This window comes from Pseudoduganella sp. R-31, from assembly GCF_049913235.1.
GTDB lineage: Bacteria > Pseudomonadota > Gammaproteobacteria > Burkholderiales > Burkholderiaceae_D > Rugamonas.
On record NZ_CP183986.1, the window covers coordinates 785,740 to 798,501 of the forward strand.

Annotated in this window: 7 protein-coding genes; 4 read left to right on the plus strand and 3 right to left on the minus strand. The window is 63.7% G+C overall.

The features are described 5' to 3' along the window. Positions 1–27: 27 nt before the first annotated feature. The 4 genes from ACN9MY_RS03625 to ACN9MY_RS03640 all read left to right on the plus strand — a co-directional run bounded on the left by ACN9MY_RS03625 (position 28) and on the right by ACN9MY_RS03640 (position 10,341). Positions 28–3,795, plus strand: a complete 3,768-nt coding sequence (locus ACN9MY_RS03625) for a M48 family metallopeptidase (RefSeq protein ID WP_426320564.1) — start codon at positions 28–30, stop codon at positions 3,793–3,795. Between the two features lie 50 nt (positions 3,796–3,845). Beyond that, positions 3,846–5,600: a M14 family metallopeptidase gene (locus ACN9MY_RS03630; RefSeq protein ID WP_426320566.1), complete on the plus strand. Its 1,755-nt coding sequence runs from the start codon at positions 3,846–3,848 to the stop codon at positions 5,598–5,600. A gap of 89 nt (positions 5,601–5,689) precedes the next feature. After that, the gene (locus tag ACN9MY_RS03635) at positions 5,690–8,017 is read left to right on the plus strand and encodes a GH92 family glycosyl hydrolase (protein WP_426336839.1); all 2,328 of its coding nucleotides are present in this window, start codon (positions 5,690–5,692) and stop codon (positions 8,015–8,017) included. Beyond that, complete coding sequence (locus ACN9MY_RS03640; RefSeq protein ID WP_426336840.1) at positions 8,014–10,341, plus strand: GH92 family glycosyl hydrolase; 2,328 nt, start codon at positions 8,014–8,016, stop codon at positions 10,339–10,341. Before ACN9MY_RS03635 ends, ACN9MY_RS03640 begins: the two co-directional genes overlap by 4 nt. Positions 10,342–10,648: 307 nt before the next feature. On the opposite strand, the gene ttcA is transcribed toward ACN9MY_RS03640, so the two are convergent. The 3 genes from ttcA to ACN9MY_RS03655 are packed head-to-tail and all read right to left on the minus strand — an operon-like array spanning position 10,649 to position 12,761. Continuing rightward, positions 10,649–11,554, minus strand: coding sequence for a tRNA 2-thiocytidine(32) synthetase TtcA (gene ttcA, locus ACN9MY_RS03645; RefSeq protein WP_426167594.1), 906 nt, complete (start codon positions 11,552–11,554; stop codon positions 10,649–10,651). Next, positions 11,551–11,949, minus strand: a complete 399-nt coding sequence (locus ACN9MY_RS03650; protein ID WP_057265902.1) for a dihydroneopterin aldolase — start codon at positions 11,947–11,949, stop codon at positions 11,551–11,553. Before ACN9MY_RS03650 ends, ttcA begins: the two co-directional genes overlap by 4 nt. 29 nt (positions 11,950–11,978) lie before the next feature. Further along, a complete protein-coding gene (locus ACN9MY_RS03655) occupies positions 11,979–12,761 on the minus strand; it encodes an SDR family oxidoreductase (protein ID WP_426336841.1) in 783 nt (260 codons plus the stop codon). Between the last annotated feature and the right edge of the window lies 1 nt (position 12,762).

A 12,762-nucleotide genomic window follows, 5' to 3' on the forward strand; every position in this document is an offset into this window, starting at 1 on the left:
CATAGAATCGTTGGATGCAATAATTCTATGGAGTACATCATCGACACCGCCACCCCATCGCAGTCGGCCGTACTGGCCGAGCTGACCCGTCCCACCGCCGCCTACCAGCGCAGCGCGCGCCTGGCCGTTGCCGGCCTGCTGGTTTTTGTGCTGCTGTATTTTGGCCTGGCAGGCTGGTTCCTGTTCAGCGCCTGGCGCCTGGTGCACGCCAGCCAGCATAGCGGCAATGGCTTCGCCAACTGGTGCGCCGCCATCGTCGCCGTGCTGCTGGCAATCGTCATGTTGAAGGCCATCTTCGCCGTGCGTCACTCGATGTCGCCCGGCATGGTGGAGATCAAGCGCGAAGAGCAACCGCGCCTGTTCAATTACCTGATGGAGCTGGCCGATGCGGCCGGCGCGCCGCGCCCGCACCGCGTCTTCCTGTCCAATCGCGTGAACGCCGCGGTGTTCTATGACCTGTCGTTGCTCAACCTGATTTTCCCCTCGAAGAAAAACCTGGAAATTGGCCTGCCGCTGGTGAACGCCATGCCTCTGGGCGAGTTGCGTGCGGTGCTGGCGCACGAATTCGGCCACTTCGCACAACGTTCGATGGCGGTGGGCCGCTGGGCCTACGTGGCGCAGCAAGTGGTGCAGGAAATGGTGGCGCGCCGCGACAAGCTGGACGACGTCATCGAAGGCATCGGCCGCCTGGATATTCGCCTGCGCCTGGTGGCCTGGGTGGTTCAGGTCATCGTCTGGTCGCTGCGTTCGCTGGTGGAGCAAGCCTTCCGCCTGGTGGTATTGATGCAAAGGGCCCTGTCGCGCGAAATGGAAATGCAGGCCGACCTGGTGGCGGTGTCGCTGACAGGCAGCGACGCCTTGGTCCACGCATTGCACCGACTGGGCGCGGCGGACGACGCCTGGGAGCGTACCGTTGGATTCGTGTTCGGTGAATATGGGTCGGGCCGCGCCACCATTGACGCCTTTGCCGTGCAAAACCATGTTACGGCGCGCATGGCCGGCATCCTGGACGATCCATACTACGGCAAGGTGCCGCCGCTGCCGGCAAGTCAGCCGGAACAACACCGCGTCTTCAAGGCCGAACTGGGCCAGCCTCCGCGCATGTGGCAAACCCACCCGCAAAACCACGAACGCGAAGAGAATGCCAAACGGCGCTACCTGGCCGCCACGATCGACCAGTCCAGCGCCTGGTCGCTCTTCGACGATCCCGCGGGTCTGCGCCAGCGCATGACGACGCACCTGCTGGAAGGACAGGAAGGCAAGGCCGAGCCGGTCGAGCTGGAAGAAAGCCTGAAACGCCTAGCAAAGGAATATCGGCGCGAGCATTTCCAGAGCCGCTATTGCGGCGTGTATTTCGGCCGTTCCCTGACGCGCCACGCGGCACAGGCAGCAGAGCTGCGCGCTGCGCGTAATGCCCAACCGGCTGCCGAAGCCAGCGCGCTGTATCCGGTCTCGCTCAAGGAGGACGTGCGCCAGCTGCGCCAGTTGCAGGAGGAGCGCGCGCAATTGTCGGCCGTGATCAATGGCCACGCCCAGGTACAGGGCAATCGCGTCCAGCTGGGCGGCGAGGAGTACCGGGTGAACCAGCTGCCGGCAGCGCTGCAACGCACCGAAGAACGCATCGCCCAACTGGAAGAAAAGCTGCGCCGCCATGATGCAACAGGACGGGCCTGGCACTATGCGGCGGCGGTCAAGCTGGGCGAAGGCTGGCCCGCCTACCTGGACAGCCTGCTCGACGTGCTGCACTACGCTGAACATGGCGCCGCCAACGTGCGCGATGCCTGGGGCCTGGTGCTGAACACCCGCGCCGTGGTGACGGCCGTGGCGCGCCAGAGCGAGAGCAATATCCAGCGCCTGATCGCCGATTGCTGCGGCCTGTACGTGGTGCTGGACGAAATCTATCGCGGCAACGGCGCTGTGCAGCTCGACCCACAGTTGATGGAACGGCTGGACATAAAGGAGAGCTGGCAAGAGGCATTGCAGAAATTCACGCTGCCGCCTGTCTCGCGCGACAACATCAACGACTGGCTGCAGGTTGTCGTCAACTGGACGTCCCATACGAGCAACTGGCTGGGCGCCTTGCGCTCCGCGGTGCTGGAGCAAATGCTGGTCAGTGAAACGCTGCTTGCCAGCCATGTGCGCAGCGGCGCGCCGATCGAAGCGGCACCGCAAGCGTGCCAGGTCCCCAAGACCTACAGCGTGCTGCTGGCAGGAAGCGAGCGCAAACTGCAAACCTCGCTGGACTGGTGGTCGCGGTTCCAGCGTGCCGACGGCTGGCTTGCCGGCGGCGCGCGGCTGGCTGTTGCGGGCGGCGTCGTGGTCAGCGTGCTGGGCATGGGCATGGCGCTCGGCACTTCGACCGTCATGGTGTACAACGGCCTGGGCACGGCGGTACGCGTCACGATCGATGGCAATTCGAAGCTGGTCGAACCGGGCCAGCACATCACGATCGATGCCAGCCCTGAAGAGGGGCATGCGGTCGAAGCCCGCCTGCCGGATGGCCGGCTGCTGGAAAGCTTCCCCGCGCGCGATGGCGCGGACCAGTCGGTGTACAACGTCGCCGGCGGCACTGTGATGGCAACTGGCGTTGTTCATTACGGCGGACCCGGCAATGACGAGAACACCGTGCTTGGCGCACCGCGCTGGTTCGATACCGACGCCGACGTGCTGTTCGAAGAACCGCCGGAATCGGTCAGCAGCAAGAGCAAGAAATGGCGCAAGGTGCTTGCCGCGGCGTCGGGCATGGAGCCGGAGTCGCTGTCGCAGCTCGTGAAGGACGATGCGCAGCGCAAGGCCATGGTATTGGCCCACGCACGCTGGGACAACATCAAGGCTCCATCGACCCGCGCCTGGCTGACGATGGCGCACGAGGACGGCGCGGGCGACGTGCTGGTACAGCGCCTGAAGGAAGACCCGGAAAACGTCCAGCTGCGGCGCGCAGAACAGGGCGTTGCCAACGAGTCGCCGGAGATTTGTGCGGCCGCGCGCGAGCGTGCCAAGGCACGCCCGGATGACGGCGACCGGCTCTACCTGGCGCTGCGTTGCGGGCAGTCCGCCAGCAAGGAGGAAATCGCGGCGGCGCGGGCACGCTTCCCGGGCAACGCCTGGCTGGCCTACCTGCACGTGCGCACCCTGCTGGATCAAGGCGCCTGGGAGGAAGCACTGGAGCCGCTGCGCAAGGTGCAGGGCAAGCTGCCGTACGAGAATGCCGATCTGGAAATGCAACTGGAACGTTTGCAGCGCCTGTTGGATGGCCAGGCCGGGAACCGCGCCTTGCCCCAAGGTTCGCGCGTCGCTGCCATGGCGCAGGCCGAGCGCGATGCGAATGATCCTTACGGCGCCCTCGCGCGCGGCGAGCTGGCCAAGGCGCTGGACGCGGTCAAGGGCGATCCGGGGCGCGCGGCGCGCATGCGCCGGCTGGTTGGGGCGTCCGATGGCGCCACTGCCGCCCAGGTGCAGGCTGCGCTGGAGGAACCGATGACAAACGGTATCGACCAGGTGACCTTGCTGGTAGGAGCGGCACTGGCGCTGCGCCATGGCCGCGATACCGAACCATACTGGGCCCAGGCGAAGCCGATGGGGGAATATGCGCTGCGCCTGCGCCGCTTCATCGAGGCTTCCGGGGCCGGCAAATACCAGGAAGCGGAAATGGCGCTGGGCGCAATGCCGATGGAAGCGCGTGCGCTGGCCTATGCGGCGGGCGGGGTGGCGGCAGGCGACGGCGCGCCTGCCCGCTGGCGCAAGACTGCGCGCCTGGCGCTGTTCGCTCCCGAGCGCCCATACCTGCGCAACTGAAGCGCACTATAATGCTCCGGCGTTCCCAACCCAACCGCCGGAGCATTGAGATGATTCGTAACGCCGTACTGCTTTCCCTGTTTGCCGCCTTCCCGCTGGCGCATGCCGCGCCGGACCTCTCGACGGTCGCCGAACGCTCCGGCTACCAGGCCACGGGCCGCTACGACGAAGTGCAGCGACTGTGCGCGGACTACCAGAAGGCCTACCCGAAAGCGGTGCGCTGCTTCTCCTTCGGCGAAACGCCGGAAGGCCGGCCGATGCTGGCGCTGGCCGTTTCCCGTACCGGCGCGCTGACCGCCGCTGCGGCCAGGCAGCGCAAGCTGCCGGTGTTGCTGGTGCAAGGCGGCATCCACGCCGGCGAGATCGACGGCAAGGATGCCGGCTTCCTGGCCCTGCGTGAGGCACTGGACGGCAAGACCGCCGCCGGTGCGCTGGACAAACAGGTCGTGCTGTTCATCCCCGTCTTCAACGTCGATGGCCATGAACGCTTCGGCAAGAACAACCGCCCCAACCAGCGCGGCCCGGTGGAAATGGGCTGGCGCGTCACCGCGCAGAACTACAACCTCAATCGCGATTACGTGAAGGCCGATGCGCCGGAAATGCAGGCCATGCTCAAGCTGGTCAACGAATGGGACCCGCTGGCCTACATCGACCTGCACGTGACCGACGGCGCCAAGTTCCAGCCCGACGTCTCGATCCAGGTCGAACCGGTGCACGGCGGCGATACGGCGCTGCTCCCGCTGGGCAAGGAGCTGCGCGACAACGTCATGGCCGACCTGCGCAAGCAGGGCTCCGACCCGCGCCACTTCTACATTTCCTTCGACAAGACCGATCAGCCGGATTCCGGTTTCGTCGACAGCATGGCCACGCCGCGCTTCTCGACCGGCTATTTCCCGCTGCGTAACCGCTTCGCCATGCTGGTGGAAACGCACTCGTGGCGCGATTACCCGCACCGCGTGAAGGTCACCCGCAACACGATTGTCTCGCTGATGGAGCAATTCGCGCAGCATGGCGCGGCCTGGGCCAAGGCCGCAGCGGAAGCCGATGTGCGCGCCGCCAGGCTGGCCGACATGCCCCTCAGCTACAAGACCACCGAGCGTACCGAGATGATCGACTTCCCGGGCTACGAGTACACCCGCACGCCGTCGGACGTCTCGGGTGGCGTCTGGACGAAATATGATGAATCCCGGCCGCAGAAATGGACCGTGCCGCTGCGCGACGAAGTGGTGCCGGATGTAATGGCCAAGGCGCCGGCCGGCGGCTACCTGGTCCCTGCTGCGCAAGCTGCACTGATTGAACCCAAGCTGAAAGTGCATGGCATCAGCTACAAGCGCCTGGAGCAGGCGCCGGGCAAGGTCTCAGTGGAAGCCTTCCGCGCCGATGAAGCCAAGCTGACAGCAAGCTCTTTCGAAGGCCACCAGCTCGCAAGCTGGAAAGGCGCCTGGAAGATGGAACAGCGCGAGGTGGGCAGGGGCGCCCTGTTCGTGCCGATCGCCCAGCCGAAATCGCGGCTGGTGATGACGATGCTGGAACCGGCAGGCGCAGATTCGTTGGCCGCCTGGGGCTTCTTCAACAACTACCTGGAGCGCAAGGAGTACATGGAGGAATACGTGGCCGAGGAGGCTGCCCGTGAAATGCTGGCAGCCGATCCGGCACTGGCAGCCGCCTTCAAGGCCAGGCTGGAAAGCGATGCGGCATTCGCCAAGAACCCGCGCGCCCGACTGGATTTCTTCGCCCGCCGCCACGCCACCTGGGATGAGCGCTACAACCTGTATCCGGTGTACCGCACGGGCCTTGTTTACTAAACTTTCTGAAACTTCGCCGTTTCTGTCACTTTCGATTGCGAGGAAAGATCGGGTAAAGGTATAAAAGCAGCATCATCAAAGGAGACACCATGGGTATCCGACCTTTCGTGGCGCTGTTTACTGCAACACTGTTGGCCGCCGCCGCCCAAGCGGCGCCCACGGGCAGTCCGGCTGCCGCCGTCAACGTGTTTATCGGCACGGGCGGCGACGGCCACACCTTCCCCGGCGTCAGCCGCCCGTTCGGCATGGTGCAACTGAGCCCGGATACCCAGGTACGTCATTTCCGCCAAAGCTATCCATGGGCGGCGGGCTACCGCTACGAAGACAACTCCATCCTCGGCTTCTCCCATACGCATTTCTCGGGCAGCGGCCACTCCGACCTGGGCGACATCCTGCTGATGCCCTACAGCGGCGAAACCAAGCTTGAGCCGGGCTACCCCGAGCGACCGTTCAGCGGCTACCGTTCCCGCTTCCGCCACGAAGATGAGCGCGCGGAACCGGGCTATTACGCGGTGCGCCTGCAGGATCACGAGGTCGATGTCGAACTGACCGCCAGCGAACGCGTCGGCCTGCACCGCTACCGCTACGCTAAGGGCGCACAGGCAAAGCTGATCCTCGACCTGCGCCAGAGCATTTACGATTACGCCGGCAAGAACTTGTGGTCATCGCTGCGCCTGCGCGACAGCACCACCATCACCGGCATGCGCATTACGCGCGGCTGGGCGCCCGGACGCCAGGTCTACTTCGCCATGAAGCTCTCGCGCCCGGTCTCAAGCCACACCCTGCTCAACCGCGAGGAGGGCGTTGAATACAAGGGCTTCGCCGGTCCCGGCAAGACTCCGGCCGACAAAGTGCAGGTGGAAGGCAAGGCACTGGTGGCCGCCCTTGATTTCGGCATGCCGGAAGATGGCACGCTGATGGTCAAGGTCGCGCTGTCCGGCGTCAGCGAAGATGGCGCGCTGGCCAACCTGGAAGAAATGCCGGGCTGGGATTTCGATGCCGAACGCCAGCGCGCAAGCACAGCCTGGAGCGAGGCGCTGTCCGCCGTTGCCATCGAAGCGCCGGCCGACATGCGGAGCATGGTCTATACAAGCTTGTACCACGCCATGCTGGCGCCAAGCCTGTTCATGGACCGCGACGGCAGGTATCGCGGCCCGGACAACCAGGTGCACCAGGCCAAAGGCTTCCGCTACCATTCGACCTTTTCGCTGTGGGACACCTACCGCGCCCTGCATCCGCTTCTCACGCTGGTGCAGCCGGAACAGCGCAATGCCGACTTCGTGAATTCGCTTGTCGCATCGCGCCAGCATAGCCCGCACGGCATCCTGCCGGTATGGGCTTTCCACAGCCTGGAAACCTGGTGCATGATCGGCTACCACGCGGTGCCGGTGATTGCCGACGCCTACATGAAGGGCATCAAGGGCATCAATGCCGACGAAGCGCTGGCCGCGATGGTTGCCAGCGCCGACTATGGCCCGTACGGCGGCCTTGAACACTACAAGAAGCTGGGCTATGTGCCAATCGACCTGGAACCTGAAGCCGCCTCCAAGACCGTGGAATATGCCTTCGACGACTGGACCATCGCCCGCATGGCCGAGAAGATGGGCAAGAAGGATGTGGCCGCGCGCTTCTACCGGCGCGCGCAGAACTACCGCAATGTGTTCGACACCAAAACCGGCTTTGTCCGCGCCCGCAAATCCACCGGGGAATTCCGCGAGCCCTTCAACCCGGTGCAGTCCAACTTCGGCAGCGATTACACGGAGGGCAGCGCCTGGCAGTACTCCTGGTATATGCCTCACGATAACGCGGGCCTGGTCGGCATGCTGGGTGGCGACGCCGGCCTGCAGACGAAGATCGACCAGGTGTTCGACGCCAAGATCGATGACAAGGTCTACGCGCACATGGAAGACATCTCCGGCCTGATAGGCCATTACGCCCACGGCAACGAACCATCGCACCATGTGGCCTACCTGTACAACTACGCTGGCGCGCCGTGGAAGACCCAGGCGCGCCTGGCGCAGATCGTCGCCAGCCAATACCATAACAAGCCCGATGGCCTGGCGGGCAACGACGACCTGGGACAGATGTCCGCCTGGCTCGCCTTTACCGCATTGGGTTTCTACCCTGTGGCGCCGGGCAGCAACGAGTATGTGATTGGCCGCCCCTTCGTCGACAAGGCCACGCTGAACCTGCCGAACGGGAAACGCTTTGCCATCCGCGCGGAGCAGATGTCGGTGGCCAATCCCTATGTCGGCAGTGTCACGCTGAACGGCAAGCCCTTGGCGCGCACTTTCCTGCGGCATGAAGACATCATGGCCGGCGGCGAGCTGGTATTTCGCATGCAGGCCGGACCGAACAAGGAATGGGGCCGCGAAGCCGGCGCCCGTCCATATAGCCAAACGGGATATCAACAATGAGGAACACCATCTTCCGCGCCGGGCTGGCGCTTGTGCTGGCGGCCACCGCGCCGCTGGCAGCCGCACAATTCGTGGGCAAGGTCAGCGATCCGGTCGAGTGGGTGAACCCGCTGATGGGCACTGCCAGCAAACCGGAAATGTCGAACGGGAACACCTATCCCGCCATCGCAGTCCCGTGGGGCATGAACCTGTGGACGCCGCAAACCGGCAAGATGGGCAATGGCTGGACCTACCAGTACGATGCCGACAAATTGCGCGGGCTGAAACAGACGCACCAGCCCTCGCCATGGATGAATGATTACGGCCAGTTTTCGGTGATGCCGGTGACAGGCAGCAAACGCTTCATGGAAGACGACCGCGCCAGCGCATTTTCGCACAAGGCGGAGGTTTCCAAGCCGTATTATTACAGCGTCTACCTGGCGGATGCCAACGTCACCGCAGAACTCACGCCAACCGAACGCGCTGCCCAGTTCCGCTTCACTTTTCCTGAATCGGACAAGAGCTATGTAGTGGTGGACGCCTTCGACAAAGGCTCCTACGTCAAGATCGTCCCTGGGCAGCGCAAGATTGTTGGCTACAGCACCCGTTACGCGCGCGGCCCGCTGCCATCCAGTTTCCGCCTGTATTTCGTGATGGTGTTCGATAAGCCGTTCAGCTCCACCGATGTGTGGCGCGGCAAGGAGCTGGTGGAAGGCGCGCTCGAAATGGAAAGCCAGCACAGCGGCGCCATTGTGGGCTTCAAGACCGGTCGCGGCGAGCAAGTGCACATGAAGGTCGCTTCGTCTTTCATCAGTCCCGAACAGGCCGAATTGAACCTGCAGCGCGAACTGGCCAACGACGATTTCGACGCTACGCGCGCACGCGCCAAGGCGGCCTGGAACCGCGTACTGTCCAAAGTGGAAGTGGAGGGCGGCAGCATCGACCAGGTGCGCACGTTCTATTCGAGCCTGTACCGGATGGTGCAGTTCCCGAACAAGATGTATGAAATCGATGCCGCCGGCCAGCCGGTGCACTGGAGCCCTTACAACGGCAAGGTCTTGCCCGGCTACCTGTTTGCCGGCACCGGCTTCTGGGACACCTTCCGCGCCCTGTACCCCTTCCTGAACCTTGTCTACCCGTCGATCAACCGCGAAATGCAAGCCGGCCTGGCCAACGCCTACCGTGAAGGCGGCTGGCTGCCCGAGTGGTCTAGTCCCGGCTACGCCGACATCATGGTCGGCAACAACTCCGCCTCGGTGGTTGCCGATGCCTGGATCAAGGGGAGCCGCAGCCCGGACATCGAAACTCTTTGGCAAGCGCTCAAGCACGGCGCCGACAATGAAGGGCCGGTCAGCGCAGTTGGCCGCGCCGGCGTGAAGTACTACAACGAGCTTGGCTACGTGCCATACGACGTGAAGATCAACGAGAACGCCGCACGCACGCTGGAATATGCCTACGACGACTTCGCGATCTACCAGCTGGGCAAGGCACTGGGCAAGCCGGAGTCTGAGATCGGCGTCTACGCGCAGCGCGCCATGAACTACAAGAAGCTGTTCGACCCTGAAACGGGCCTGATGCGCGGCCGTAACAAGGATGGCAGTTTCCAGGCGCCGTTCAACCCGGTCAAGTGGGGCGATGCCTTCACCGAAGGAAATAGCTGGCACTACACCTGGTCGGTCTTTCACGACATCGACGGCCTGGTGAACCTGATGGGCGGCCGCGCAGCCTTCATCAACAAGCTGGATACGGTGATGAGCATGCCGCCCGTGTTTGACGAAAGCTATTACGGCTCCGTGATCCACGAGATCCGCGAGATGCAGGTGGCGAACATGGGCCAGTACGCGCACGGCAACCAGCCGATCCAGCACATGCTTTACCTGTACAACTTTGCCGGCGCACCGTGGAAGTCGCAGTACTGGATTCGCGAAACGCTGAACCGCATGTACAAGCCGACGCCGGATGGCTACTGCGGCGACGAAGACAACGGACAGACTTCGGCCTGGTATGTGTTCTCCGCGCTGGGCTTCTATCCTGTAACGCCGGCTGTCGGCCAGTACGTGGTGGGCGCACCGCTGTTCCAGCACGCCACCGTGCACCTGGAGAACGGCAAGCGGATTCGCATCAACGCACCGGCCAATGGCGCCGCCACGCGCTATATCCGCGCCGCGAAGCTGAATGGCCGCGCGCTGCAGCGAAACTGGCTGGGCCACGATGAACTGCTGCGCGGCGCCACCTTCGATGTGGAGATGTCGGCGCAGCCGAACCAGCAGCGCGGCACGGCTCCCGACGACGCGCCGTATTCCTTCTCGCGTGCTGAAACGGCGGCTACTTCGCCGAAACGATAGCGTCGATCATCCGCTGGGAATAGGGATCGCCCTTCACTTCTGTCGTCAGCATCATGGCGCGCCACAGCGGGACGATGCCGAAGCCCAGCGCGTCGAAGCGCTTTACCGCACAGTTGTTGAAAACTCGCTACCGTTGAATTTTTTGTTGATACCGATTTGTCGCTCGGACTCAAGGAGTTGTTGCGGTAGCTGGAAGAGCGCGCCGGCCTGCGTGAGCCAATCAAGAAGGAAACCTGGACCATCTGCGGATGAATCTGCGCGACGTGCTGGAAATGGCGCGCAGGCGGCGCGCCCTTCGCCAGCAGCGTTAGCCAGCCTGCAGTGGAATCACGCCGGGCACGGTTGCCGGCGTGGAGCAAGGCTCCTCGTCGAAAGCGATATCGCCCAGCGGGTTGGCGATGCCGTCGGTTTTCAGGTCCTTGAAGCCGAACAGCTCGCGGTCCATCAGGTGCGATGGCACCACGGTCGACAGGGCGGAGAAGGTGTTCTCCACGCGGCCGGGATGTTTCTTTTCCCAGTCGCGCAGCATGGCCTTGATCTGCTTGCGCTGCAGGTTCTCCTGCGAGCCGCACAGGTCGCAAGGGATGATCGGGAAGTTCTTCACCGCGGCGTAGCGCTCGGTGTCTTCTTCCTTCACATAAGCCAGCGGGCGGATCACCATGTGCTTGCCGTCGTCCGACACCAGCTTGGCCGGCATGCCCTTGATTTTCCCGCCGAAGAACATGTTCAGGAAGAAGGTCTCGAGGATGTCGTCGCGGTGGTGGCCCAGGGCGATCTTGTTGCAGCCCAGTTCATCGGCCACGCGGTACAAGATGCCGCGGCGCAGGCGCGAGCACAGCGAGCAGGTGGTTTTGCCTTCCGGGATCAGGCGCTTGACGATCGAGTAGGTATCCTGGTTCTCGATGTGGAAGGGCACGCCCAGCTTTTCCAGATAGGCCGGCAGCACGTCGGCCGGGAAGTTCGGCTGCTTCTGGTCCAGGTTGACGGCCACGATCTCGAAGTTGATCGGCGCGCGTTCGCGCAGCGTCATCAGGATGTCCAGCAGGGCGTAGGAGTCCTTTCCGCCGGACAGGCACACCATCACCTTGTCGCCGTCTTCAATCATGTTGAAGTCGCCGATGGCCTGGCCGACCAGGCGGCACAGGCGCTTGTGCAGCTTGTTGTTTTCGTAGGCGATCTTGTCTTCGGCCTTGGTGTCCACTACCGCGTTCATGCTGCGTCCTTGATCTTGAATACTTCAACGCCCACGCCTTCGCAGTCAGGATAGACGTCAGGCTTCATGGTCGACACACGGGCGGCGCGCACGCTTGGATGCGCCAGCATGGCCTGCACCACGTCGTCCACCAGGGTTTCCTGCAGGTGCACGTGGCCCTCGGCCATGCGGCGCGCAATGGTCTCGCGCATGAAGTCGTAGTCGACCACTTCGTGCAGTTCGTCGGCCTTTGGCGTGGACACGGCCAGCGGGATATACAGGTCAACGTTGATCAGTACGCGCTGCTCGCCTTTCTTCTCGAAATCGTGCACGCCGATATTGATCAGCACTTCATAGTTGCGCAGGAACAGCCGGCGGCAGTCTTGCAGTTGCGGGTGAATCAGGGCGGACAGCATGGTGCTAAAACCTTAAAAGTGAAAATTCTTTATTTGGCCAGGAACATTACATCGCGCGGCGACGGCAGCAAATGCTGGCCGCCATCGACCAGCAGGGTAGTGCCGGTCACCGCACGCGCGCCTGCCGCATAGACCACGGCGGCGGCAATGTCCTCGGGAGTGCTGGAACGGCCCAGCGGCGTCTGGGTGTGCGCCTTGGCGAAGCCTTCCTCGCTCTGGTCTCCGGATACCATGGTGATGCCCGGCGCCACGCCCACCACCCGGACCTTCGGCGCCAGCGATTGGGCCAGCATGGTGTTGGCCGCCTGCAGCGCCGCCTTGGACAGGGTGTAGGACAGGAAATCAGGGTTGAGATTATAAAGCTTCTGGTCCAGCAGGTTCACAACCACGGCCTGGCCGCCTTCCGGCGTGGCGTCGTACAGCGCGCGCGCCAGCTGGATCGGCGCCGCCACGTTGGCGTGCATGTGGGCGTCGAGCCGGGCGTGGCTGAAATTCAGGTCGCTGTCGTAATCGAACAGGGACGCGTTGTTGACCACGCAGTCGACCCGTTCCAGTGCCTTCACTGCGGCGGGCAGCAGGCCGCGCACGGCTTCCTCGTCAGACAGGTCGCATTGCAGCGTAATGGCGCGGCGGCCGAGGGCGGCGACGGCCTGCGCCACTTCGCGCGCTTCGTCGTGCGAGTTGCGGTAGTGGACGGCGATGTCCCAGCCGGCGCGCGCCAGTCCCAGCGCGATTTCGCGTCCCAGGCGGCGGCCGGCGCCGGTCACCAGGGCCACGCGCGGCTGTTCGGGCGTCGGAATTGAAGTAGTCATA